The organism is Nocardia sp. NPDC046473, from assembly GCF_040645995.1.
Taxonomy (GTDB): domain Bacteria; phylum Actinomycetota; class Actinomycetes; order Mycobacteriales; family Mycobacteriaceae; genus Nocardia.
The window spans coordinates 133,470-158,526 of sequence record NZ_JBEYZJ010000001.1; the positions used below are offsets into that span (position 1 = coordinate 133,470).

General features: G+C 66.2%; 23 protein-coding genes. 10 read left to right on the forward strand and 13 right to left on the reverse strand.

Annotation, left to right across the window (positions count from 1 at the left end; translation table 11 throughout):
- Positions 1–150 precede the first annotated feature (150 nt).
- The 3 genes from ABZ942_RS00655 to ABZ942_RS00665 are packed head-to-tail and all read right to left on the reverse strand — an operon-like array spanning position 151 to position 3,043.
- A complete protein-coding gene (locus tag ABZ942_RS00655; protein ID WP_357377606.1) occupies positions 151–978 on the reverse strand; it encodes an ABC transporter ATP-binding protein in 828 nt (275 codons plus the stop codon).
- A gap of 11 nt (positions 979–989) precedes the next feature.
- Positions 990–2,036, reverse strand: coding sequence for an iron chelate uptake ABC transporter family permease subunit (locus ABZ942_RS00660; protein ID WP_357377608.1), 1,047 nt, complete (start codon positions 2,034–2,036; stop codon positions 990–992).
- Complete coding sequence (locus tag ABZ942_RS00665; protein WP_357377610.1) at positions 2,033–3,043, reverse strand: iron chelate uptake ABC transporter family permease subunit; 1,011 nt, start codon at positions 3,041–3,043, stop codon at positions 2,033–2,035. Before ABZ942_RS00665 ends, ABZ942_RS00660 begins: the two co-directional genes overlap by 4 nt.
- A 612-nt stretch (positions 3,044–3,655) precedes the next feature.
- Here ABZ942_RS00665 and ABZ942_RS00670 point away from each other — a divergent pair.
- On the forward strand, positions 3,656–4,375 hold the full coding sequence (locus ABZ942_RS00670; protein ID WP_357377612.1) for a hypothetical protein: 720 nt from the start codon (positions 3,656–3,658) through the stop codon (positions 4,373–4,375).
- 61 nt (positions 4,376–4,436) lie between these two features.
- On the opposite strand, the gene ABZ942_RS00675 is transcribed toward ABZ942_RS00670, so the two are convergent.
- Positions 4,437–4,787, reverse strand: coding sequence for a helix-turn-helix domain-containing protein (locus ABZ942_RS00675; RefSeq protein WP_357377614.1), 351 nt, complete (start codon positions 4,785–4,787; stop codon positions 4,437–4,439).
- Between the two features lie 89 nt (positions 4,788–4,876).
- Between ABZ942_RS00675 and ABZ942_RS00680 the strand changes: the two genes are divergently transcribed.
- Positions 4,877–5,290: an ester cyclase gene (locus tag ABZ942_RS00680; protein ID WP_357377616.1), complete on the forward strand. Its 414-nt coding sequence runs from the start codon at positions 4,877–4,879 to the stop codon at positions 5,288–5,290.
- Positions 5,291–5,368: 78 nt separating this feature from the next.
- On the opposite strand, the gene ABZ942_RS00685 is transcribed toward ABZ942_RS00680, so the two are convergent.
- Entirely contained in the window at positions 5,369–6,349 is a 981-nt protein-coding gene (locus ABZ942_RS00685) for a LysR family transcriptional regulator (RefSeq protein WP_357377617.1), read from the reverse strand.
- Between the two features lie 855 nt (positions 6,350–7,204).
- On the opposite strand from ABZ942_RS00685, the gene ABZ942_RS00690 reads away from it, so the two are divergent.
- On the forward strand, positions 7,205–8,074 hold the full coding sequence (locus ABZ942_RS00690; RefSeq protein WP_357377618.1) for a hypothetical protein: 870 nt from the start codon (positions 7,205–7,207) through the stop codon (positions 8,072–8,074).
- 65 nt (positions 8,075–8,139) lie between these two features.
- Complete coding sequence (locus ABZ942_RS00695) at positions 8,140–9,096, forward strand: CAP domain-containing protein (protein ID WP_357377619.1); 957 nt, start codon at positions 8,140–8,142, stop codon at positions 9,094–9,096.
- A gap of 222 nt (positions 9,097–9,318) precedes the next feature.
- On the opposite strand, the gene ABZ942_RS00700 is transcribed toward ABZ942_RS00695, so the two are convergent.
- From ABZ942_RS00700 to ABZ942_RS00710, 3 genes are all read right to left on the reverse strand, one after another.
- Positions 9,319–10,278, reverse strand: coding sequence for an alpha/beta fold hydrolase (locus ABZ942_RS00700; RefSeq protein WP_357377621.1), 960 nt, complete (start codon positions 10,276–10,278; stop codon positions 9,319–9,321).
- Positions 10,279–10,531: 253 nt separating this feature from the next.
- Complete coding sequence (locus ABZ942_RS00705) at positions 10,532–11,689, reverse strand: GDSL-type esterase/lipase family protein (protein WP_357377623.1); 1,158 nt, start codon at positions 11,687–11,689, stop codon at positions 10,532–10,534.
- Between the two features lie 26 nt (positions 11,690–11,715).
- Entirely contained in the window at positions 11,716–12,771 is a 1,056-nt protein-coding gene (locus ABZ942_RS00710) for an amidohydrolase family protein (protein WP_357377625.1), read from the reverse strand.
- 113 nt (positions 12,772–12,884) lie between these two features.
- On the opposite strand from ABZ942_RS00710, the gene ABZ942_RS00715 reads away from it, so the two are divergent.
- Positions 12,885–13,454 carry a WHG domain-containing protein gene (locus tag ABZ942_RS00715; RefSeq protein ID WP_357377627.1) on the forward strand — a complete coding sequence of 190 codons (570 nt, stop codon included), beginning with the start codon at positions 12,885–12,887 and terminating at the stop codon, positions 13,452–13,454.
- A gap of 11 nt (positions 13,455–13,465) precedes the next feature.
- Here ABZ942_RS00715 and ABZ942_RS00720 read toward each other — a convergent pair whose 3' ends face one another.
- Positions 13,466–13,978, reverse strand: coding sequence for a DUF664 domain-containing protein (locus tag ABZ942_RS00720; protein ID WP_357377629.1), 513 nt, complete (start codon positions 13,976–13,978; stop codon positions 13,466–13,468).
- Between the two features lie 691 nt (positions 13,979–14,669).
- Here ABZ942_RS00720 and ABZ942_RS00725 point away from each other — a divergent pair.
- Complete coding sequence (locus tag ABZ942_RS00725; RefSeq protein WP_357379307.1) at positions 14,670–15,830, forward strand: lipase family protein; 1,161 nt, start codon at positions 14,670–14,672, stop codon at positions 15,828–15,830.
- A gap of 79 nt (positions 15,831–15,909) precedes the next feature.
- Here ABZ942_RS00725 and ABZ942_RS00730 read toward each other — a convergent pair whose 3' ends face one another.
- A complete protein-coding gene (locus ABZ942_RS00730) occupies positions 15,910–16,623 on the reverse strand; it encodes a DsbA family oxidoreductase (RefSeq protein ID WP_357377631.1) in 714 nt (237 codons plus the stop codon).
- 148 nt (positions 16,624–16,771) lie between these two features.
- Here ABZ942_RS00730 and ABZ942_RS00735 point away from each other — a divergent pair, with 148 nt between their 5' ends.
- On the forward strand, positions 16,772–17,758 hold the full coding sequence (locus ABZ942_RS00735; protein WP_357377633.1) for a diiron oxygenase: 987 nt from the start codon (positions 16,772–16,774) through the stop codon (positions 17,756–17,758).
- A gap of 18 nt (positions 17,759–17,776) precedes the next feature.
- Here ABZ942_RS00735 and ABZ942_RS00740 read toward each other — a convergent pair whose 3' ends face one another.
- Both ABZ942_RS00740 and ABZ942_RS00745 read right to left on the reverse strand, forming a co-directional pair.
- On the reverse strand, positions 17,777–19,081 hold the full coding sequence (locus ABZ942_RS00740; RefSeq protein WP_357377635.1) for a cyclopropane-fatty-acyl-phospholipid synthase family protein: 1,305 nt from the start codon (positions 19,079–19,081) through the stop codon (positions 17,777–17,779).
- 106 nt (positions 19,082–19,187) lie between these two features.
- A complete protein-coding gene (locus ABZ942_RS00745) occupies positions 19,188–20,402 on the reverse strand; it encodes an ArgE/DapE family deacylase (RefSeq protein ID WP_357377637.1) in 1,215 nt (404 codons plus the stop codon).
- Between the two features lie 505 nt (positions 20,403–20,907).
- On the opposite strand from ABZ942_RS00745, the gene ABZ942_RS00750 reads away from it, so the two are divergent.
- Positions 20,908–21,897 (forward strand): winged helix-turn-helix domain-containing protein, encoded by a 990-nt coding sequence (locus ABZ942_RS00750; protein WP_357377639.1) that lies wholly within the window; start codon positions 20,908–20,910, stop codon positions 21,895–21,897.
- Between the two features lie 24 nt (positions 21,898–21,921).
- Here ABZ942_RS00750 and ABZ942_RS00755 read toward each other — a convergent pair whose 3' ends face one another.
- Positions 21,922–22,926: a LacI family DNA-binding transcriptional regulator gene (locus tag ABZ942_RS00755; protein ID WP_357377641.1), complete on the reverse strand. Its 1,005-nt coding sequence runs from the start codon at positions 22,924–22,926 to the stop codon at positions 21,922–21,924.
- Between the two features lie 139 nt (positions 22,927–23,065).
- Here ABZ942_RS00755 and ABZ942_RS00760 point away from each other — a divergent pair, with 139 nt between their 5' ends.
- Complete coding sequence (locus tag ABZ942_RS00760; RefSeq protein ID WP_357377643.1) at positions 23,066–24,082, forward strand: substrate-binding domain-containing protein; 1,017 nt, start codon at positions 23,066–23,068, stop codon at positions 24,080–24,082.
- On the forward strand, positions 24,079–25,053 hold the full coding sequence (locus ABZ942_RS00765; protein ID WP_357377645.1) for an ABC transporter permease: 975 nt from the start codon (positions 24,079–24,081) through the stop codon (positions 25,051–25,053). Before ABZ942_RS00760 ends, ABZ942_RS00765 begins: the two co-directional genes overlap by 4 nt.
- Positions 25,054–25,057 lie beyond the last annotated feature (4 nt).

Here is a 25,057-nt window from a genome sequence, read left to right on the forward strand (position 1 = left end):
ACCCCTTCACCATCAACGTATTGCGACCCCGCCCTCGGTCCACCCGGTGCGCTGCCACCGAGGAAGTAGAGAAACATAGGCTAACCTAAATTCGCTTCCGATGGGAAATGAATCCCCTCGTCACCGCATCGACCGCCGCCCGATGCGGCGTCAGCTCACCCCCGCCGCGTTCTCGGCGAGCGGAATCACCAGTGGCGCACCGGTTTCCGGGTCGTCGATGATCCGGCAGCCGAGGGCGAAGACCTCCCGCACCAGCTCGGCGGTCACGATCTCGCGCGGCGCACCGGCCGCGATCACCCGGCCGTCCCGCATGGCGATGAGGTGATCGGCGTAGCGGAAGGCGTGGTTCAGGTCGTGCAGCACGGCGACCACGGTCCGGCCGGATTCCCGGTTCAGTGTGCGGCACAGATCCAGCAGCTGGATCTGATGCGCGATGTCCAGGTAGGTGGTCGGCTCGTCGAGCAGAATGATCGGCGTCTCCTGCGCCAGCACCATGGCGATCCAGACGCGCTGCCGCTGCCCACCGGACAACTCGTCCACCGAGCGGGCCGACAGGTCGGTGACGCCGGTGGCCGCCATGGCCGCGGCGACCGCGGCCTCGTCCGCCTGCGACCACTGGCGGAGCAGGGTCTGGTGCGGATATCGGCCGCGCGCAACCAGATCCGCGACCCGGATGCCGTCCGGGGCGATGGCCGACTGCGGGAGCAGGCCGATGCGGCGGGCCACCTCCTTGGCGGGATAGGTGGGGATGGTCTTGCCGTCGAGCAGCACGGCGCCGTCTTCCGGAGTGAGCAACCGCGCCAGCGCCCGGAGCAGGGTGGATTTCCCGCAGGCATTGGGACCGATGATGACCGTGAAGGCCTCGTCCGGAATATCCACCGAGAGTTGATCGCTGACGGTGCGGCCGCGATAGCCGAGGCGCACCCGGTCGGCCCGCAATCGGATCCGAGCCGCCGGTGTGCCGTGGTTGTCGTTCATCGTCGCTTCCCCTAGTTCCGTCGCGCCTCGGCGACCAGCACATACGCCAGATACAGCCCGCCCGCCGACACGGTGACGACGCCGACCGGCAGCGTGGTGGGCGCGAATATCCGCTGCGAGATCCAGTCGCAGGTCACCAGCAGCAGCGCACCCATCGCGGCGGCCGGAGCCAAGGCGGTGGAGGCCGTGCGAGCCAGGCGGCGGCCCAATTGCGGTGCGGCCAAGGCCAGGAAGGCGATGGGTCCGGCGACGGCGGTGGCGACGGAGCAGAACGCGACGCTGAGCCCGATCAAAAGCAGACGGTCACGGCCGACCCGGATGCCGAACGCCTGCGCCAGATCGTCGCCCAATTCCAGGATCCGCAGGCGGGGCGCGGCGGCGACCGCGGCCACGCCCAGTACCGCGAGCAGGATGAGCGCGGGCGCGACCTGTGCCGAGGTGACCTTGCTCAGCGACCCCGCGCCCCAGGCGGCCGCCGACATGGCGGTGGTGAGATCGGCGCGCAGAATGAGCCAGGTATTGACCGAGGCGAGCATGGCGCTGACGCCGATGCCGACGATGATGAGCCGGAAACCGGTGACATTGTGCCGGAATGCCAGCAGCTGAATGGCAAGGGCCGCAGCCGATCCGCCGACGAACGCACCCGCGGAGGTCTGGAATCCGCCGCCGCCCAGCACCAGCATGACGACGAGCGCACCGGTGTAAGCGCCGGTGGTGAAGCCGACCAGATCCGGGCTGCCGAGTGGATTGCGGGTCACCGATTGCAGGATCGCGCCGCTCACCCCCAGTGCCGCGCCCAGCGCCAGCGCCAGCACCACGCGCGGAAATCGCCAGTCCCACACCACGAGTCGATCGAAACGCTGATCCCCGACGAACAGCGCGCGCAGCACCCGACCCGGTGGAATCGGGTAATCGCCGGTGCCGAGCGACAATACGGCCACGGCGAGTGCCGCGATAACGAGGATCGCGCACACCACCACGGTGCGAACACCCACGCGAGCGGCGACGCGACGAGTCCGGACCACCAGCACCGAGCGGCCGAAATCGATGGCGGTCATTGCGTACTCACGCGGGGACGCCGCGCCAGCCAGATCAGGACGGGTGCACCGAGGAAGGCGGTCACCAATCCCGCCGCCACTTCATCGGGCCGAATGATTATCCGCCCTACTATGTCCGCACCGAGCACCAGAATCGGCGCGAGCAGCATGGAGTAGGCGATGATCCAGCGTTGGTCGGGTCCGACGATCCAGCGCGCGATATGCGGCACCGCCAAGCCGACGAAGGTGATCGGCCCCACCGCGGCAGTCGCGGTGCCGCACAACAGGGTCAGCGACACGATGGTGAGCAGCCGGGTTCGCCTGATGTGCACCCCGAGCGCGTGGGCGAGGTCGTCACCGAGGGCGACGGCATTGAGCGAGCGCGCGGCGATCACCGCCGCCATCAGGCCGACGAGAATGAACGGCGTGGCGCCGGCGATGACGTCGTGCCCGCGCCCGGTCAACGCGCCGGCCTCCCAGTTCCGCATCTGGTCGAAGGCCTTGGGGTGCAGCAGTATCAACCCCTTGGTGAGTCCGGACAGCACGGCCGTGATCGCGACGCCGGCCAGCGTCAACCGAACCGGATCGGCGCCCTGCCTGCCCGCGGTGCCCAGCCGATACACCACCACCGAGGCTGCTGCGGCCCCGATGAACCCGAACCACACGTACGACGTGATCTCGGTGACGCCCAGAAAAGCGACCGCCATCGCGATGACGAACGCCGCTCCGGCGTTGATGCCGAGCAGCCCGGGATCGGCCAGCGGATTGCGCGTCAGCCCCTGCATGAGGCAGCCTGCCACGCCCAGCGCCAGTCCGGCGAGCAGGCCGAGCAGCGTGCGCGGCACCCGATACTCGGTGATGACCAGCGCGTCCGCCGACCCGTCGGTGCCCAATAGCGCATCCCACACCTGCCCGACCGGAATGGCCTTGGTGCCGATCACGAGGCTGAGCAAACAGACGGCCATCAGTACGGCAGCCGCCAGCAGCCACCCCGGCCAGCGCTTGGTTCGTGCGCGCGTACCTTCCATCTGGTATTTCTCCACGACTTCCGAGCTGTAACAAGGCCTTCGGCGAAGGTACCGCCGGGCGGGAACACAATCCTCGAGCAAGGGTTTGAATTTAGGTTTGCCTAGCCTAGCGTACTAACTTGTTCGGCAGTAATCGCCCAGCAGGACGGTCCGTGAGCAATGCCGCAACAGGCAGCCTTACGCCGCACGCGAGACCACCTCTCACCTGCGGTGCGGTGGGGGTTCGAGTGTGCCGAGATGGGTTGTCGCGGTATCGGTTTCGGCGGCACCGAGGTGGCGGTACAGGTCGACGGCGTGGCGCAGATGGGTGACGGCAGCGGCGGTGTCGCCGAGTGTCGCGGGACAGCGGGCGATGCCTTCCGAGGCGCGGGCCTGCTGGATTCGGCTGTCGGTGGTGTGGCCGGTGGCATTGATCGGTTGGGAAGGTGGCGCCGAGTCGGCTCGGCCGACCGCCGATCGACGGCGAATCGCGTAACTCGTTGTCTGTCATGGCATCCGGGGCGGTGAAGCGCGTTAGGAACTGGTTGCTAGGGCAAAAACGTACCGCTTGACAGGATTAGGTGTGGCTACCCTAAGCTCGCCTCATCCCGACCACACCTAAGAAGGATCTGAATGTTGATGAGGAACTTTGCCGCGACGGCCACGCTGCTGATCGCCGCGCTCGGCATCGCGGCAGGCACGGTCAACGCGGCCCCCGCCGCCGACGTCGAGGCCCCGATCAATTTCACGGCCGAGTCCACCGACTCGCAGTCCATCATCTCCATCGACTCGGGCTCCATCGTCGCCGAGGACGGCGCGCTGAAGATCAAGGCCGCCAACGGAAATGTTGTCGCGGGCACCCCGCTGCAGTTCCGGCTCGACGACTTCACGTTCCCCATCGCCGCGGACATCGCCGGCCGTACCGCGACCCTGACTCCGCAGCTCGACATGAGCAAGGCCGTCTACACCCCGGTCGCCCTGCCCTTCGAGGACAAGGCGCCGTGGAAGTCGGAGTACGACCGTGAACAGGCCGCCTGGTCCCGGATGACCGGCACGATCGGCCTCGGCGCCAGCATCGCCACCCTGGTCGGCGGCATCGGCGGCGCGGCCGTCGGTTGCGTCCTCGGCGGCATCGTCGGCGTCGTCGCGGCGTCGGCCACCATCATCGGCCTGTTCGGCCCGTTCATCCCCGCCGCCGCCGTCGGCTGCCTCGGCGGCATCATCGCCGTCGGCGCCCTCGGCACCGTCGCAGGCCAGATCCTGATCACCGCCCCGGTCGCCATCGGTGCGGCAATTCAGTACTTCACCACGATCAACCAGCCGTTCAATCCGGCCCCCGCGCCGGCCAAGTAATACCGGTTCGGTATAGCAGGCAGGTCCCCGCTTCGGCGGGGCCTGACCTATTTGTGCGGTTTCACGCGGTCGCGGTGACCGACGAGTTCGCCTGGGGGAGGTCGTTTTCGGCCCAGTGGGCCATGCTGGCGAGGACTGAGTCGAGGCGTTGGCCGGCTGGAGTCAGTTGGTATTCCACCCGCGGCGGTACCTCGGCGTAGGCGGTGCGGGTGACCAGTCCGGTGAGTTCGAATCGCTGCAATCGTGCGGACAGCGTTTTGGGGCTGATGCCGGGGAGTGCGGTGCGCAGCGCGGTGAAGCGTTTGGGGCCGCCGAGTAGTTCGCGCACGATCAGGGTGGCCCACGGTCCGTCGAGAACGACGAGGAACCGCGCGATCGGGCATTCCGGCAGCGGGTGAGGCAGCTCACTCATCATTTCTCCATTAGTTCCCTTGAGGTAACTGATTCCTAAAAGGAACTATAGGCGTGTACCAGCTATGACGTCAACCAAGGGAGAAAGCCATGACCATGACCATCAGCCAGGCTCTCGCGGTCGCCACGCGCAACTACCTGCTGTATGACACCGGAGATGTCGCCGGCGTCGACGAGGTGTTCGCGCCCGACCTGATCGATCACAACCCGGTTCCCGGTACGACCTCGGGGATCGACGGCATGCGCCTACTGATCGGCGAGGTGCGTGATGGGTTCACCGATACGCAGCACGAGATCGTGTTTCAAAAGGAACTGCCGGGTGGCTGGGTGGTGAACCATTGGCGGATGACGGCCGTGCACACCGGCGATGCCTTCGGCTTGCCCGCGAGCGGGCGTCCGGTGTCGTTCACCGGAACCGACATCGTCCGTGTGGTCGACGGTCGGATCACCGAGATCTATCACGTCGAAGAACTGCTGCAGATGCAAATGCAGATGGCGGCGTAGCTGCCGGAGTCGCCGGTAAGCGCCGCTATCGCGCGGCGCTTACCTGGCGCTTCCTGAATTCACCTGCCGCAGTGGGGATCAACTGGGCAATGGTCCAACTGGCATCGGTGTGCGATGCGCCACTTCGGGTTCCGGTCGCCGGACCTCCAGCAGTCCTGCGGCCCCGAACTTTCGGACCAGCTCGGAGTCGCTGATGACCTCGAGGAATTTCTCCACATGCAGCGACTTGTCGCGCGCATGCACCGTCAATTCCCGGCGAATCGGACGGGACAGCCGAATAATGGACAGCAGCCTGGCCGATCCGTGCAGTGCCATCTTCGGCACCAGCGCGACGCCGACGCCGTGTTCCACCAGGCTCAGCGCGGTGGTCACGTCGGGGGCGCGGACGGCGAATCGGACATGCACGCCCGCTCGGCCCGCCTCGCGCGAAACGGTATCGGTGAGATCGGAATTCGCGCCGCAGCGGATCCACGGCGCCTCGACCAGTTGTTTCCATGACCCGTCGAAGCTGCTGCGCTGGCTGGGATGGCAGACGACGACGAGTTCTTCCTCGCCGAAGCAATGCACCACCCGCGAGCTGGACTGTTCCAGCGGTCCGACGGCGACGTCGAGGGCGCCCTCTTCCAGCGTCGCGTTGAGCTCGCGGATGTCGGTGAACGACCTGACCTCGATGCTGTCGATATTTCGTTCGTGCCGCATCCGATAGATGAGCGGCGGCAACAGCTTCTGCGCGATGGTCGGCGTGGTGCCGACCGTCATCACGCCGTCACCGAACGTCTGCCCCATGGCCATCGCCTGTCGAGCGGACTCGACGACATCCGAGGCCTGGGTGAAGAACTCGCGGCCGAACTTGGTGAGTCTCGACCTGCGCGAGCGCGGATCGAACACCTTCCGGCCGAGCGAGGTCTCCAACGCGTCGATCTGTTGCGACATCGCGGACGGCGTTATTCCGAACCGCCTGGCGGCGGCCGAGAGCGAGCCGAGTTGTACCGCGTTCACAAAGTAATCGAACTGGCGGAGCGTGATCGTATTGGAAGTTAGTACGGGATAATCAGACATCGGCAACCTTTGTATCGAGCCGTCGGCTCATCTGCAGCACCTTCGGTCCATCACTGAAAATTAAGTGAGCATTCCGTCACCGAGTCCTGGCACCTGCCGGTCGGCGTGGACCGGCAAACACATCACATTCTTTCGTTAACTGTGCGTTCATCCGCGAATTGTGGCGAGAGTCTGAAGGACTGCCTTCGAGGTGTTACGCCGACTTGTGTGCAAGCAGTATCTACTGCGTTGATCGTTACGTCAAACGTTACGCCAAGCTAAACCTTCCTGTTGCCTAGATCACCTTGTAACTTCAACTGCATAACTCGCCGAAGCCTCGACCTGGGGATCGTCATTGGAGAACGGTCACTCGCCAAGTGAGGGCGCATGACCTTCCTTCGCGGTCGCAGGATGCATGTCACGTACCTATTTTGACCACAAATGGCCTTGCCGAGGTGCTGATTCAAGGGAAATCTGACATGACTTTAGCTCCCCTAACAACAGTGCATCGATACCATTCGCGACCTGCGATCTCAGCGTTCCCATCGATTCGATGTGCGACGTCCGACTGGACTGTTCGTGTCTGTGCCGTGATGCTGTGGTGATCTGCTGGGGTACCGAGTGTGATCTGGTTGTGATTAGTTGTCCACACGACAGTTAATCGCATCTTGATTCGATGTAAGAATGTCCGTTCTGCTTGTTCGTCACATCGCCGAGTTCTACGCTTCCAGATGGAAGCCGACAGCCCGAATTGCCGCGTACTTGACCGCAGAGCGGCGGTCGAACGGCTCCCGACCGGCAAGTTCGAACCCAGGTCGTACCAAGCGGTGGGCTGTCGGCTTCGCCAGCGATCGGTCATTTCGAAGGAAGGCACTCATGGGCAAGCACAGCGCGCCGCGAAATAACGTCGTCCCCGCCCGATTGGCGATGCTCTCGACGGCGACGCTGATCGGCCTGGCGGTCTCGGCCAACGGCGCTGCGGGGCAAGCCATCGCCGAGGACACGAACTCCACCACCTCGGGTGACGGCGTGTGGATCGCGCCGCCGAAGCAGCCGGTGCTCACGGCTGTGCCCGCCACCTACCAGCAGCAGACTCGTCCGGAGCGCATCGCGCCCGTCGCAGCCAAGCGGCCTGCGCATCGCGCTGATCGGCCGGCCGGTCGGCCGGGCGGAAATGCGAAGCCGGGCATGGGCGCTCAGCCCGGCGGTGCGGCCAAGCCGGGCACCGGGGCGCCGCTGGCCGCCGTTGTCGACGCGCTCGCCACCGGCAGCGCGGCGTTGCCCGCACCGCTGCGCACCGTGCTGGAGGACCTGGTCAAGCAGGTCGGTCCGGTAGTGGCGAAAGGCTTGATCGAGCTGATCGCCAATGGCAACCCGCCGAGCCCGCAGGCTCGGCACGCGGCACCCGCGCCCGCCGCGAGTGTTGCCGACAACGAGGACGACGCCGACAGTGGCGCCGCTGACAACGCCGGCTTCGACGCCGCGGACGATGCGGCCGACTCCGGTGCGGCCGATGACGACACCGCCAACTTCGGTGCCGCTGGTGCTGATTCCGGTGCCGCCGACGATGACACGGCCGACTTCGGTGCCGAAGGTGACGACGACTCCGAAGCTGCCGACGATGACACCGCCAATTTCGGTGCCGCCGGCGATGTCGCCGACGACGGTGCCGCCGCCGACTCCGGCGTTCCCGGCGACGACGCTGTGTGGCTCCCGCTCTCGCTCGGCCCGAGCACCGCGGGCTGAGCTGTTTTTGGTTTCTATAAGATCGACAACTCGCGAAGGAAATAGTGCGTTTCTCTCCCGCTACAATGCTGTCCTTTTCCACCGCAGTAGGCATCTCGGCTTTTGCGCTCTGTACTGTCGCCGGGGCCCCAGCGGCCCTAGCGGCGCCGCAATCGCAGTCCGTCGCCGATGAGGTGGTCAGCCTCACCAACAATGAACGCGCCAAGGCGGGCTGCGCACCGCTGAAAGCGGAAAGCCATCTTACCCAAGCCGCGCAAGGCCATTCGGAGGATATGGCCGCCGGCGGCTTCATGGATCACAACTCGTCGAAGGGTGATCCGGGCGACCGGATCAGCGCCGCGGGCTATCACGCGCAGACCTGGGCGGAGAATATCGCCGCCGGTCAGCGCAGTGCGTCCGAGGTGCTCAACTCGTGGATGAACAGCGCGGGCCACCGCGCGAACATCCTGAACTGCGGGCTCAAGGACATCGGTGTCGGCTACGCCAAGGCGGGCAACGGCACGGCCTACTGGACGCAGGACTTCGGCACATCCAATAGGCAGGGCGACGAGAAGCCCGCCGAGCCCGGTAAGCCCGGCAAGCCGACGGATGGCGGCGATAAGCCGGGTAAGCCCGGCGACGGCGGGGATAAGCCCGGTAAACCCGGCGACGGCGGCGATAAGCCCGGCAAGCCCGGCGGCGGGGACAATAAGCCTTGGGATCCGTGGAACCCGTGGGGTGATGGTTCCGACGACAATGGCGGCGATCCATGGGGCGACGGTAATCCGGACAACGGCGACAATTCGCCGTGGGATCCGTGGGGCGACGGCGGCAATAATGGCGGCGACTCCGGGGATCCCTGGGGCGGCTGGAATCCGTGGGGCAATGGCGACGCCAAGCCGGGCAACGGCGACACGGCATGGGACCCGTGGAGCAATGGCTTCGACAAGCCTTCGAGCAACGGCGGCGATTCGCCGTGGGGCGCGTGGGGTCAAGAATTCGACGACCTCCTCGGGCAGCTCGCGGGCAAGGGGGGCTGGTAACTCGCCGCACTAGCGGTGCCGCCGGACTCGACGACGCGTCCGGCGGTGCCTTGTTGTCCGCCGACCGTGGCCAGCGGTCGGCGGACCTGTTGTGTCCGTGGCGCTTTCCGGCAGTCGTGCTGATCGAACGCGACTCTCGCATCGATAACAAAGCCCGCCGCACCATGGGATTTGGTGCGGCGGGCGACGAGTTATGTTGTCGTGGCGGGTAGCTCGCCGACGTCAGCTGTTCGGCGGGGTGCTCGTGCAGGTGGGATGCGCGGTGTTGCTCGGATCCAGCGCGTTGAGCACGAGCTGGGCCACCACCTTGTCGTAGGGCAGCAGCAGGTGGTCGGTGAGATCGCCGGGGCAGTAGTCCTGTACGACGTGGTTGGTCACGCTCGGACTCTGCACGATCCCACTGGTGTACGGCACCACGAACTCGTCATGACTGGTGACGATGTTGGTGTAGGTGACGCCGGGAACCGTTGGGCCACCGGCACTCAACTTGCGCAGGAACTCCGAGCCGGTCTGAATCTGCAAGCAGGCCGCGCAGATCGGGTCGACGACCGCCCCCAGTGCGGGCGTCAACTTCAATCTGGCGGCCAGCGCGGTGAACAGGGCCGCGAACCCGAGCGAGTTGGTGCCGTTCCAGCCCGGACCGATCGAGATGAAACGATCGATCTTGTTCGCACCACCGAGGATCTTGGCGTAGTAGTCGGTGACCAAGCTGCCTTCCGAATGCGCGACGATATCGACGCTGTGCGCACCGGTCGCCGCCCGCACCTTGATGATGAAGTCGCGCAACTGCTGCGCGCTCTGCTCGATCGGCAATAGCCCGCCGAGCGCGCCGAGCGGTGCGGGCATGCCCGGAAGCGAACCGTAGGTCAGGGCGTACACGCAGTACCCGTTGTTCGCCAGCAACGGCGCGAGCGCACCCCAGTCCAGCCGGACCGTCTCCGGCCCGCCGTGCACCAGCACGATCGGATTCGGGTGTGCCTCAGTGGGTTTGCACGTCCAGTCATTGGCGCCGATCGGCGGTGCGCCGGGATTGTCCGCCTCCGCGTCCACCGCATCGTTGAACAGGTAGGAGACGGGCAGCTGGGATCGTGCGTCGCCCGGCCCGCCCGCAGCAGCGGGCGCGGCCAGAGCTCCGGCGAAAATCGCGGCAACGGTCATCCAGACAACGGGCTGCAGGCGCATAAACTGGACCCCTTTCTGCGAATCAGTCCAGACCCACTATCTGTCCGTGAAGTGACCACGACGACACACCTCGGTTGACATCATGTTGTCTTTGTCACCGCCACACAACAAATATCACCGCAACTTAATTTGCTTAAGCAGCACAACATATTTGAGTACGTCGAGCGGCCAGTATGCCCGAGCGCGACGACCGGTTAACCCGGGGCCGTGGGCAATGCTGTCGACCGGACAGCATTGCCCACGTGGCCTGTGCTCAGGCGTTGAACAGCCCCGCTTCGCCGAAAGCCAAGTCGGCGAAGCGTTCTCCGATCCGGCGGTGGGTGGCGGGGTCGGGGTGGAGCTGGTCGGGCAGCGGCAATTCGATGAAATCCTTTTCGCCGTAGAGGGAACGGCCGTCGAGGTAGTGCAGGTTGGCATCGTCGGCGGCGCGCTGTTTGGTGATGCGGGCCAGTTCGTCGCGAATGACATTGAGGGTGAGTCGTCCGGCCGCGCGTTCGGCCGGATCGCCGGTGGCGCGGAAAGTCACTCTCGTGCCGTCGAATTCGAGGGCGCCGGGGCCGGGGGTGTCCTCGTGGATCGGGCAGAGAATGGGGGAGACGACGAGTAGTGGTGTGCTGGGGTGTCCTTCCCTGATGGTGTCGAGGAAGCCGTGCACGGCGGGACCGAAGGCGCGCAGCCGCATCACGTCGGTGTTGACGATGTTGATGCCGATCTTGAGGCTGATCAGATCCGCGGGGGTGTCGCGGATGGTGCGCGCGACGAACGGATCGAGCAGGCTGTTGCCGCGCAGACTCAGGTTGGTCAGCTGCACGTCGCTGCGGGCGGCGGCGACCGCGGGCCAGGTTGCCGTCGGAACGTCGGCGTTGGCGCCGTGGCTGATCGAACTGCCATGGTGCAGCCACGATTTGCGGCCGCGGTCCGGAGTCACCTCGACCGGCGCGTCGGTGCGCAGGACGACAAGTTCGGTGATTTCGGTGTGTGGCAGCCAGATCTCGATGTCCTTCGGCTCGGCCGACAGGTCGGTGAATCGGACGGTGCCGACCGTGCCCTGCTCGGTGACCTTGGACTGGGTGGCCATGTCGACGACGTGCCTGGTGCCGCCGGGCACGCTGGCCCGGCCCGCGGGCCTGCCGTCGACGAGCAGTTCGTACACGCCGTCCGGCTGCTGCGGTGCGCCCCGATAGACGGTCCGCGTCGGCAGCACGTCCAGCTCGATGGCGGTCGCACTGGTCCGGAAGGACAGTCGCACGCCGGTGGGCTGCGCCTCGACCATCGCCAGATAGTCGTCCGGGAACTGCTTGCGCGCCCATGCCGGAAGGCGGTGCGGCAGTATGCCGTTCGCGGTGCGCTCGAGGTCGAGTGCGCCACGCAGGATGGGGGATTCGATCGGGGTGGTGATCCAGTTGGTCATGGGGTGTTCCTTAGAGTTCACAAAATTCACAGGCGATATGTTCGGCGGGCAGTTTCCGAAAACATCGAGGCCAGTTCGGTTTTCGACGCACCGGCGGCGAGCCGCTTGAAGGTGTTCCACAGCGTCGCGTATCGAGTTCCCATTTTGTCCACCGGGAAGTTGCTCTCGAACATGCATCGCTGCGGTCCGAACGCCTCGATGCAGGTGTCGAACCATGGAAACCACAGGGCGGCAAGCTCTTCCGATGTCGGCGGAGTCGGTGCGGTCCGATAGTCGAAGGCGGCGGCGGTGGCGACAATGCCACCGAGTTTGCAGACGACGTTCGGCCGCTCGGCGACTTCACGGATGCCACGGGCCCAGGTCGCGAAGTGCTCGGCCCGGTCGGTGGCGTACGGCCCGAAGCCGAGTGGCGCACCGCAGTGGTTGAGCACCAGCCGCAACTCGGGAATCGCGTCGGCCAGCTCGGCGGCGTCGGCGAGCTGCGGGGCCAGGATCCACAGATCGAGCGTCAGGCCGCGATCGGCGACGACCCGCGCACACTCGCGAATGCCTGGTTCGGCGAGCATGCGCGGACGATTGCCGGGATGGCTGAGCTTGATCTCCTCGCTCGCATCCCAGCTCGCTCCGAACCTGAGGCCCCGAAAGCGACCCTGACCGGCGGCGATGTGGTGCTCGATGACGTTGTCGACGATGTCGGCGCCGAGCCCGAAGTCGGCCCGCCCGATAATTCCGGCGGCCACCTTCGTCGGGCCACCGGCCTCGTCGCCGGCCGCGGCCAGATTCGCGACGAACTCCGTCTCACCGACCGGCCGCAGTTCCGTCGGCCCGTCGGTGCGGTAGGCCGACATCGCCTCGGCATACACCGTCGCGATCACGTTGTGCCCGCTGCCGGTGTCCGCCGCGAATTCCTCTAGGAGATAACGGAATCCGGGGTGGTACCAGAGGTGGTGATGCGGATCGATGATCGGCAGCTCGGGCAGCAGGATCTGCTCCGGCGCCTGTCCGGCCAGCCAGCTCTCGTCCGGCGGAAAGATCCGGCCGAACTCGGTCGGGCGCGCGGCATGGGAAACCGATGCGTTCATGGTGGAGGTCTCCCCTCAATCGTACCTACTAGCTCATTTGACAAGTACGTACGCTAAACTACCTAGAGCTATTAGGCAAATTAGTTAGAGATGTAGGCAATGAGGAGGGCGACATGGCACGCGCGAGGATGACCGACGAGAGCTTGATCCAGGCGGCGGCAGAGCTGGCCGATGAGGTGGGCTTCGACAACGTGACCGTCTCGGCGCTGGCCCGCAAGCTCGGTGTCAAGGACGCGAGCCTGTACTCACGCCTGGAAAACGCGCGCGACCTGCGGGTAAAGGTGGCGGTTCTGGCGCTGGCCGAACTCGCCGACAAGGTCGCGGACGCGCTGGCCGGTCGCGCGGGCAAGGACGCACTGGTCGCCTTCGCCAACGCCTACCGCGACTACGCGAAGCAGCACCCGGGCCGTTACGCCGCAACGCAACTCGACCTCGACCCGGCGACGGCCGCCGCCAGCGCGGCAATGCGGCACGCGGAGATGACCCGCGCGATCCTGCGCGGCTATGACCTGTCCGAGCCCGACCAGACCGACGCGATCCGCCTGCTACACGGTACTTTCTACGGATACGTGACGCTGGAGACGACCGGCCGCTACGACAGCCACCCGCGCAAAGCGGAGGACTCCTGGTCCAGGGCGCTGGACGCCCTGGACGCTGTCCTCAAGAACTGGCCACCGGCCTGATCGAGGCGGATTCACCTGCGGCGCAGCAGAACTCCGCGGATGAAGGCGGCCTGGCCGGAGTGCTGGATGTCGTCGTCGACGACGCTGATCAGCCGGACGGCGAGGGTGACGGGAGGATCCCAGCGGGTGTCGACGACGCGGGGGAGGTCGGCGTCGGTGAGGCCGGAGACATATTTGATCGTCTGCGCGTGTACCGCGTCGTAGTAGCCGAGGAGTAGCTCCGCCGATACCGCGCCGAGTTGGGCTACCTCGTCCGGGTTGTCGCCGTAGCCGGTCGCGGAGTCGTCGAACGGCAGGCCGAAGCGCTCGGCCCAGCCCGCCGCCGTCCACACCTGTTCGACGTCCGCGACGTCGGCGACATGGTCGTCTTGCACTCGGGTCAGATGCCAGATCAGCCAGGCGATGGAGTTGGCGCCCGGATCCAGTTGGACGGCCAGTTCGTCGGCGGTCAGGTCGGCCACGGCGCCGTGCACGTTCTCCTGCACCCGGCCGAAGGCATCGATCAACAAGTCAGCGCTGGTCATGGTCGGTCCAATCGTCAGGTTGGCGTTCATTATTCCGCTTGCCGTGGTGTGCGGCCGGGGGTATGGGGTCGGCTATCACCCAGTGACCGGGTTCAGCGTGTGGGGGACTCACGCGCGGTGAATTTCGCCGGAGCTCCTCGTTAGAGCAACATGAATTCTTTGTACCGGTACTTACTCCGATAGACCGCTGCTGCCCCCGCCATTACGCTGACCGCACGACAGCAACGGGACAGCCAACTCGGGAGTACGCCACGTTCGGATAATTACCGATAATCCCAGGAAAATCTCTTAAGGAAAACTACATACGATTCAAGGCGGTCTACACAGCGCCGACGAATCTTTTCTCGCCGAGGTCGCGGGTGGTCGTTTCGATGACGAAAACCCCTGGCCAACAGGCTTGTTGCGTGTTCGGACAACCGGCTGGGCGCCGCGGTTGAAGCGCAACTTTAATTCGTATAAAGACCGGCATGTAATCTGCGACACTTTCGCACCGGCACGCCCACGACAAGTGGTGAGTCGATGACTATCGTCGTTTCGCGCACGTGAAATGCAGTTCACCGGATCACCTGAAATTCTCGCGATGCAGTGGAGGTATAGCCCAGTGGGTAGACGACTTTTTCGGTTGGCAACCGGTGGCACGAAACTGAGACCGATCCTCGCGGCGTTCGGCGCGCTGACGATCAGTGCGGTCATGGTCACCTCGGGCGCGGCCACCGCAAACGCCCAGCCGATCTGGCCGAACCCGGACCCGGACCCGTTCTACGCCGCGCCGGCCGACATCGGCAGCAAGGCCAACGGTGACGTGCTGGACAGCCGCCCGATGCCGCCGCTGTTCTACTTCCCCAATGCCTCGGTCACCCTGATCAAGTTCCGCTCGACCAACTCGCAGGGCAAGCCGATCGCGGCGACCACCACGGTGCTGACGCCGAACGGCCACCGTGCGGACGCGCCGCTGCTGTCGTTCCAGCACATCATCAACGGGCTCGGCACCCAGTGCGCGATCTCGCACGGCCTCTACGCCAACGACACGAACTTCATCGTCCCGTTCGCGCCGGCGCTGAACGTCGCGCTGCTGCGCGGCTGGTCCGTCGCCCTGCCCGACCACCTCGGCCCGAACAGTGCCTACGGCGCAGCGAAATTGGGTGGCCAGATCACCCTCGACGGTGTCCGCGCCGCACAGCGGCTGTCGCAGCTCAGCCTCGGGAAGAGCCCGGTGGCGTTGGCCGGTTACTCCGGCGGCGGCATGGCGACCGCCTGGGCCGCCGCGCTGGCGCCGAAGTACGCGCCGGAGCTGAACATCGTCGGCGCCGCCGAGGGCGGTGTCCCGATGAACCTGCAGACGATGGGCTGGGCCATCGGGCACAACCAGCATCCGGCGTTCGGCCTCGGCTTCGCCGCCGTGCTCGGCTTGGAGCGGGAATACCCGGACCGGCTGCCGATCACCGACGCCCTGAGCGAGCGTGGGCTCGCCGCGGCCAGGGAGATCGCCAACAGCTGCACCAACGACCTGATCGCGCGTGGCGTCGGGCACAGCTTCGACGACTACGCGAAAGACAATGTGATGGCCCATGATCCGAAGGCCTGGGCGGTGGCGGACGAGAACAGCGTCGAGCTCTACGGCGGTGTGCCCGATGCGCCGATCTTCGAATGGCATTCCCCGCAGGACAACCTGATCCCGTTGGACGCCATCGCGAACACGGTCAACCGTTACTGCCGTGCGGGCGTGCGGGTGGAATCCGAACTCTTCCCCTCGCCGGACCACCTGACCACCGCGGTCATCGGCTTCCCCTCGATGCTGAACTGGCTCGACGGTCGATACAGCGGCAGGCCTGCCCCGAGTAACTGCGCCTAGTCAGACAGGTGCCCCTGACCGGTAGCCGGCGCTATCGGTCAGGGGCATTTTGTTGCATTCGATGTGCTTGTCCAGCAGGTCAATCGCGGGCCGGCAGCTCGCAGCCGTCCGGACCGCACGCGTCCGCGCCGCCGATCGTCTGGATAACGGGAGCGCGATCGCCCCACGCCTGATCGAGGGCTTGCGCGAACACCGCGACCGGCTGCGCGCCGGACACACCATATTTGCGGTCGATCACGAAGAACGGAACGCCGGTCGCGCCGAACTGCGCCGCTTCCTTCTCATCGGCCCGAACCGCGTCGGCATAGGCTTCTGGATCGGCGAGCACCGCCCGCACACCCGGCTCGTCGAGTCCCGCGTCGACCGCGAGCCGAACCAGCCGCTCATGATCGCCGAACAGCGACTGCTCCTCGGCGAAGTTCCCGCGATAGAGCGCGTCCAGCAGTTCCTCCTGCTTACCCTGCGCCAACGCGAAGTGCAGCAGGCGATGCATATCGAAGGAGCTCCCGTAATCACGCCCTTCGGTCACATACGGCAGCCCGATCTCCGCCGCCTGCGCCCCGATACCCCGCTCGTTCGCCGCGGCCTGCGCCTCACTGATCCCGTACTTCCGCGCGATCTCCGTGATCACCGGCCCCGACTCATCGGCGGCCAGCGTCGGATCCAACTCGAACGACCGATGCACCACCTCGACCTCGCCCGCATGCGCGAACCCCGCCAAGGCCTGCCCGAACCGCTCCTTGCCCAGGTAGCAGAACGGACAGTTGATATCGGTCCAAATCTCGACCCGCACGTCTTTCCTCAAATCTCGTCTCGACCCCCGGGCATGGCAACGCCCGAGCTATCTGATCTGTTCCACGTCGAGGTCTGGATCTGAGTGAGACAGGCTGTTACTGTAAACGTGTGTCACATTAACCTCGACTGGATATGAGGTAGACGTCATGGCTACAAAGTCGGCAACGGCGCCGTCTCGGAGCGCGTATGCGGGGATCCTGACCACGCTGTCCGAAGGGTCGGTGAACAAGCACTTCGATCCGTATACCGAGATCGACTGGGATGCGCCGGAGTGGGCGGTGGTGCCGAACGATCCGCGCTGGATCCTGCCTGCGGACAGTGATCCGCTCGGCGCGCATCCCTGGTATCTGGCGCTGCCGGAGGCGCGCAAGATCGAGATCGGCATGTGGCGGCAGGCCAACATCGCGAAGGTGGGGCTGCAGTTCGAAGAGGTGCTGATCGGCGGCGTGATGAACTATCTGTTCGCCGTGGTGCCCAACGGATCCGGCGAATTCCGGTACCTCAATCACGAGGTTGCCGAGGAGATCAACCACACCCTGATGTTCCAGGAGATGGTGAACCGGATCGGCGCGGACGTGCCGGGCATGAGCCGGTTCATGAAGGTGGCCGGACCGCTGGTGCCGCTGCTCGGCCGGTTCTTCCCGACCACCTTCTTCGTCGCCGTTCTCGCGGGCGAGGAGCCGATCGACCACGTGCAGAAGTCGGTGTTGCGCGCGGGGGAGAACGTGCACCCGATCATGCGCGACGTGATGCGGATCCACATCGCCGAGGAGGCGCGCCACATCGCCTTCGCGCACGAATACCTGCGCCACCGGGTGCCGAAGCTGGGTCGCGTGCAGCGAGGCACGCTGTCGCTGGCCTACCCGATCATCATGTTCATCGCCTGCGACCTGATCGTGAAGCCGCCGCGTTCGCTGTTCCACGAGTTCGATATTCCGCTGCGCATTCGCCGGGAGTTGTTCTGGCGCAGCGCCGAAGCGCGCGCTCGTCGCCGCGACTTCTTCGGCGAGGCCCGGATGCTCGCGTCCGATATCGGACTGATGAACCCGGCCGCGAAGCTGACGTGGCGGTTGCTGCGGATCAACGGCGGCCGGTCCCGCTATCGCGGCGAACCGGTGCGCACCCGCTGCTGAATCAGCCAGGCCCGGCGCTCACATCCATGCGCGCCGGGTTCCCGGCATTCCGGTGTGCCCCTGCGGATCCGGTACGACGCCGAGCACCTGGTGCAGCCCGAGCCCGCCGTCCTCGAAGCCCAACGCCGAGGCGGCCATGTACAGCCGCCAGATCCGTGCCCGCCCTTCGCTGGCGAGCGAAACCGCTTGATCCCAAGCACTTTCCAGATTGGCGACCCACGCGCGCAGCGTCAGCGCGTAATGCTCGCGCAGCGCCTCGACGTCGCGCACCTCGAACCCGGCCCGCTGCATCGCCAACGCGACCTCGCCGACATCGACCAGCTCACCGTCCGGAAAGACGTAGCGGCCGACGAACGAGCGACTGCCCATCACGGACCCGCCCGCGGAGGAGATCGCGTGGTTGAGTAGTCGACCCTCGGGGCGGAGCAAGGCACGCAGGGTCTCGAAGTACGCCGCGGCCCGCTTGGTACCGACATGCTCGAACATGCCGATCGACGAGATGGCGTCGAACTGCTCGCCGCGCAGATCGCGATAGTCGGCCAGCCTGATCTCGACGTTCGCGGACAGCCCCGCGTCGGCGACCCGCTTGCGCGCCAGCTCGATCTGCGCACTGCTGATCGTCACGCCGACCACCTGCACGCCATAGGTCGCGGCGGCGTGGATCGCCATCGATCCCCACCCGCACCCGACATCGAGCAGCCGCATCCCCGGCTGCAGAGCGAGCTTGCGGCAGATCAGATCGTGCTTGGCGCGCTGCGCATCCACCAGGGACACACTTCCGTTCGCACCGACCTGCCCGTCGTCGCTGTCCGCGACGAACCGCGCACACGAGTACGTCATGCTCTCGCCGAGCACCAGCCGATAGAAGTCGTTCCCGACGTCGTAGTGATGACTGATCGCCGCCGCGTCCCGCCGTTTGGTGTGCAGCGGCCCGCGCTGGGGCCGCGCCTCTTCCGGCGGTAACTCCGGACGGCGCTTGAGCGCGCCGAGCTGCCTGGCCGCGTCGATGGCCTGCCACGCCGCGGGCAGGCCGAGCTTGGCATCACCGGGCGCCGTCGAGGCCAGCGATCGCAGGATCGAGAAGATATCCCCGTCCAGGTCGACCAGACCGGACACGAACGCCCGCCCGATGCCGAGTTCGCCTGGCGCCCAGACCATATGACTCAGCGCGTCCTTGGAGTTGATCCGGATCGTCCCCGCGCTCGCGCCCTCGGGTTCGATCGAGCTGCCGTCCCAGAACTCGAATCGCACCGACGGATGCGACCCGAGCGCGGCCCGTGCCAAAGGTTCGAACACCGCCGCGACCGTCGTCTTGTTACCCATGAGTCCACTATGGCCCGCATCGCCCGCCGGCCAGGTCAACGACTGGCGGAAATTCCGAGTCGGGCGGGTCGGCGGGCGCCGGGGAGCCCGCGCGGCCACCTCGGCGTCACTGCAGCAGTTCCCGCGCGTAGAGGGCGTAAACGGCTGCGGCCGAACACATCTCATGCTCGTCGACGTACTCGTGCGGCCCATGTGAGACGTCGAGTCGCCCGGCGCCATAGGCGAAGGCGGGGATGTCGAGTTGGGCGTACCAGCGGGTGTCGAGGATGCCCGCGCACATCTCGAACGATGGTTGCGCGCCCGTCACGTGCGAGATGCATTGGGCCAGAGCCTGTCCGGCTGGATGGTGCCGATCGGTGCTCGCCGAGGGCTGGAACTGGGTCAGCTCGACGGTGACCTCGGCGCCGATGGCGTCGGCGGCGTTCTCGATGATCGTGGTCAGGTGCTTCAGTTCGACCTCGAGGTCTTCCTCGGGATTGAACCGGCTGTCGATGGTGAACCAGGTGGTGCCGGGGACCACGTTGAAGTTCGACCCACCGCCGGACAGCCCGCCGACCACGACCATCGAGCCGCGCGCGTCCTTGCCGTCCATCGCGAACGCGGTGTGTTTGTCCAGCATCGTGCGGACGTACTTCTCCAGCGGCGCCGCGATCCGCACCATGTGCTGGAAGGAGTTGATGCCGAAGTTCGCCTGCCCGACGTGCGCCTCGCGCCCATGCACGGTGACCCGCAAACTGACCGCGCCGCGCGCGGCGTGCCAGATCTTGCCCGCGCTCGGCTCCGCGGTGACCATGGCGACCGCGGTCGGATCGATCAGACCGTGCTGCCGTAGGTATCCCGACCCCGCGACGCTGCCGGTCTCCTCGTCGCACACCAGGTGGATCACGATCTTGCCGTCGCCGAGCAGCCCGAGGTCCTTCGCCGCGGCGGCGCCGTACAGCATGCTGACGATCCCGCCCTTCATGTCGGCGGTGCCCCGCCCGATGATCTTGCCGTCGGCCCGCCGAGCGGTGAACTGCCCGCGATCCTGCACCGGCACGACATCGAAATGCCCATGGAAATATAGGGTTTTCGGGCCATCGCCGACGGTCGCGCGGACGATGCACGGATCCTCCTGCGCGTCCACCGCGGGCACTCCGATGATCTCGCCATCGAGCCCTAGACCGGCCATGGCGTCGCGCAGCGCACGGGCGCAATCACGCAGCCCGCGGCCGGGCGGATTCTCCGTCTCGTGCGCGACCAGCGCGGTCAGCAGGTCGGCCATCTCATCGGTACGTGGTTCGAGCCAGGAACGCACCTGGGTGGAGCAGTCGATCGTCACGAATTCGAGTGTCGCCGACCACGGATGATTCCGTGCGAGGTTGACGCCGAGAGCTTTCCCCTAGCTCGCCGCTTGCTCGGTGTTTCGGCCTGAACCGAATGATGGTGACCGCGCCCCCTCCTCGTTCATAGGCTCTGAGCAGTGACAACGAGGAGTTCGAAGATGATGAAAGACGTAGCGGTGCCAGCCGATGGCGGTGTCGCGATGGCGGTGGCCCGGCTGGCCGACAGTGCGGTGACGGAATGGAAACGGGGGCGGCGATGGTTGGCACCGATGTTGTCGCGTCGGGATGAACCGGTAGCGAAGGAGCCGCTGGCGCCACCGAGTGCCAATGGGCTTTTGCTGCAGGTTGATCCGCTGACCGCGGTACGGTGGCGAGGTTCTTGGTGATCAGAGGTGCCGTTCTGCGGTATCGAATTGGTGCGGGATCAGGCGCGGCCGGTCCGTCCGAGCGAAGGCGAGGTAGCCGCGGGTGAAGCGGATTTATTTCACGCCAGATGATTTGATGCGTATCCGCATCGGAGCTCCGCTGGGCGCCATCGCGGAAACGATGCTGGCCACCCGGGTGGTGCAGCGCTGCAATGTCGCCGGTTTCGCAGGCTGGCGCAGTCAGGTACGCGGCGCGATTCCGGCGAACTTCGGTGTGCTCACCGACATCCTGCCCGCCGACGATTCGTTCCTGGACCTGATCACCCCCACCCTCGGCGCACGCTCGATGCCCGCGGGTATCGAGGCGTTGCATCTGGCGTCCCGCGACGAGCTCCGGCTCGAGGTGGAGGGTGTCATTCGCCGCCGAGCGGAGAAGGGACAGCCACCCCTGCCCGCATGGACGATGGAGCTGGCCGATCGGGACGGCACCGCCCGCCGCAGCGTCGCGGAGGCCGTGGAGGCCTTCCACTCGGTGGCGTTCGCCGGGCGTTGGGCGCACATCCAGTCCTACCTCGAAATGGCCGCCGAACGGATGGCCCGAACGATCGCCACCGAAGGTGTCGAGCAGCTGTTCGCCGGGCTGACGCCCTACGTGACCTGGCGCGCGCCGGTGCTCGAGGTACACAGGCAGCTCGACTGCCACGACGAGCAGCTCGACGGCCGCGGCTTGACGATCATTCCGTCCCTGTTCGCGTGGCCCGAACCGCTCACCCTGCACTCCCTCATGGACAAGGACGGACCGCTGATGGTGATCGTTCCGGTCCTGCGCAACATCAGTGATTTCGCGGCAGCGTGGGGTCCGCGCGCGACCAACGAGGCGTTGACCGCCCTGCTCGGCCGCACCCGGGCCGCCGCACTGCAGGTGATCGCGGAAGGCTGCAGCACCACCGAACTCGCGCGCCGACTGGGGGTTTCGCCCGCGACGGCGAGCGAGCACGCGTCGATCCTGCGCGAGGCCGGGCTGGTCGATAGCTGGCGGCACCGCAATGCCATGCGCCACGAGGTGACGACGCTAGGCGCGGCACTGCTCGACGGCGATCTCAGCAGCAGCATCCGCATCGCGTAATACGTTGCGCCTCAGTGGTTCAGCTCAGAACTCATCCGTGCAGCCGCAGGATCCGCGCGTCTTCAATTCCGCGCCGAGGCTGACCACTCCTGGCTCGGCCGTTCCGGTGTCGATCTGCTTCAGCAAGAGTTCGACCGCGAGTTCGCCCATCTTCCGGGTCGGCTGGACCATGGTGGTCAGCCCGGGTCGGGTGTAGCGGGCGTACTCGATACCGTCGAACCCGACGATCGCGAGATCGTCCGGGACGCGCAGGTTCGTGTCGTAGGCCGCGCGCAGCATGCCCATTGCTTGCAGGTCGCTGGTCACGAAGACCGCGGTTGGTGTGTTCGTACCGCTCATCAGCTCATCCAGCGCGTGATAGCCGGCGGCTCCGCCGAATTCGGCACGGACGATGACACTTTCGGGCAATCCGGCATCGTGCAGTGCCTGCCGATAACCCGCGACCCGCTCGTCGGCGGTCGACACGTGCGGTCCGCTGAGGCAGGCGATCTCGCGATGCCCATGAGAGATCAAGTGCTCCACGGCAATCCGTGCACCGGCAAGGGAATCACACATGACATGGGCGCAGCGGGCGGGATCGATGATCCGGTCCACCGCCACCAACGCCATGTCCGCCGCCGCGCAGGCGTCGGCGATGCCCGACTCCCAGGACGACGAAATCGCAAGCAGCCCTTCGACCCGACGATCGATGAACGCGCTCACATACGCGCGCTCCCTGGCCTCGTCGCCCGCGGCATTCCCGACGATCAGCGGGAAGCCGCGCGCGAACGCGGCCGCCTCGACGACCGCGGACAGCTCGGCGAAGAACGGATTCGCACCATCGGGAATGACCATCCCGAGCGCATGCCCGCGGTTCATCCGCAGGCTGCGCGCGGACATGTTGGGGCGGTAGCCGAGCTGCTCGATGGCGGCTTCGATGCGGGCCCTGGTCGCGGGCGCGACGCTGCGTGGGCCGTCGTTGAGGACGTAGCTCACCAGGGCGGGTGAGGTGCCGGCGAGCCGGGCCACGTCGGCTCGGGTGACTGCCATCGGGTCGCTCCTGTCGTGCTGGCAATTCGTGCGAGCTTGTCGAAGAACCCTTGACAGTCTCGTGATTCGGGTCACACACTACACATCAACTCGTGTTGTCAACACGAGTTGAACTCGTACAGGATAGGTCGAAAACCAGATGAGCACTCGATACCGGATCGGGCTTGTGGCCCTGGCCCTCGTCAGCGCGGCGGCCCTCACCGCCGGATGCGGCCGCGGCGGCGACGCCTCGTCCGACTTCAAGATTGCCGTAGTCACCCGCAACTTCACCAACCCGTACTGGGCGGCGCTGCGCGACGGCGCGCTGGCGGAGGGCAAGCGGCTCGGGGTCGACGTCGCAGTGCAGGCGGGGCAGTCCGAGACCGACGCGGATGGCGAGAACGCCCAGATCTCCACCCTGGCCGCGCAGGGCTACGACTGCTTCGGCGTGGTGCCGGTCAACGCGACCAACGTGATCACGCCGCTGGTTCCGGTGGCCCGCAAGAACATTCCCATCCTCAACCTGGACACCCAGATCGACGTGAACGCCTCGAAGCAGGCCGGGGTCGACTTCGCGAGCTTCATCGGCTCCGACAACCTTGCGGCGGGCAAGATCGCCGGCGAGAAGATGCTCGACGCGCTCGGCGGCACCGGCAAAGTGATTGTGCTGCAAGGCATCGCGGGTGAGCAGAACGGCATCAACCGAGACAAAGGCTTCACCGACACCGTCGCGGGCAAGCTGGAGATCGTGCAGCGGGCGCCCGCCGACTACGAGCAGGACAAGGGCCTCACCGTCACCGAGGCGATCCTGAAGGCGCACCCCGACATCACCGGAATCTTCGCCGCCAACGACACCATGGGGCTCGGCGCCGCGCAGGCGATCAAGAACGCGGGCCGGACCGGGCAGATCAAGGTGATCTCGGTCGACGGCATCCAGGCGGCGCTGGCCGCGGTCAAGGCGGGCGCCGTTTACGGCACCGTGACCCAATACCCTTACGCCGAAGGCCAACTCGCGGTCCAGGCCTGTCTCGCGAAGCATCAGGGCAAGAGCATTCCGGACCGGGTGGTCGCGCCGATCGCGTTCATCGGCCAGGACAACGTCGACCAGCAGATCAGCGCGTTTCCTCAGCCCATCGCCACGTTCGACAATCCGCTGGCCGGGCTGGTGAACAAATGATCAGCATCGCCGACGTCGCGCGCGCCGCACCCGGGCGGCTGGGTGAGCGGCGCATCCCGGCCAAGCTGGCGGATTACGCGGCCCCGATCGCGCTGGTGATCGTGTGGCTCGGGTTCTTCATCGCGACGCCGAACTTCTTGACCGCCAGCAACATCGACGATCTGCTCGTCGCGTCGACGATTCTGACCGTGCTCGCGCTGGGGCAGCAGTTCGCCGTGGTGGTCGGCGGCATCGACCTGTCGGTCGGCGCGACGCTGCCATGGTCGGCGGCGCTGCTCGGCTACTTCACCAGTCACGGGTATCCGGTGACGACCGGCATCGTGGTGGCGATTCTGGGCGGACTGCTGGTCGGGGTGATCAACGGTGTGCTGATCGGGCATTTCCAGATGACCGACTTCGTCGTCACGCTCGGCTCGCTGAGCGTGCTCAGCGGCTGCACCCTGCTGCTCACCAGCGGCAACAGCGTCGCGGTGAATTCGCCGTTCCTGCAGAGTCTCGCGCTCGACGGTGCCGGACCGCTGCGCTGGTTCTGGCTCCTGGCCCTGGTCGCGGCGCTCGGTGTGGCGGGCATTCTGTTCCGGACCAGGGTCGGCACGCATCTGCTCGCCACCGGCGGCAATATCGACTCGGCCAGGGAGACCGGCATTCCGGTGCGCCGGATCCGGTTGCTCGCCTACAGCGCGTGCGGGCTGCTGTGCGGCGTCGCCGGGGTGATGCTGGTCGCCCGCAACGGCGGTGCCGACCCGTCTCTGCAGACCACCTACCTGTTGAGTTCGATCGCGGCGGTGGTGCTCGGCGGTTCGTCGCTGAGCGGCGGCAAGGCGTCGGTGCTCGGCACCGTGTGTGGCGCGATCCTGTTCACCTCGCTGATCAACGGATTCACCATCCTCGGCATCTCGCAGTACTACCAGCCGATCGCGGTAGGCGCGGTATTGCTTCTCGCCGCGGCTATTTCGCGATTCCGGAAGTAGGTAC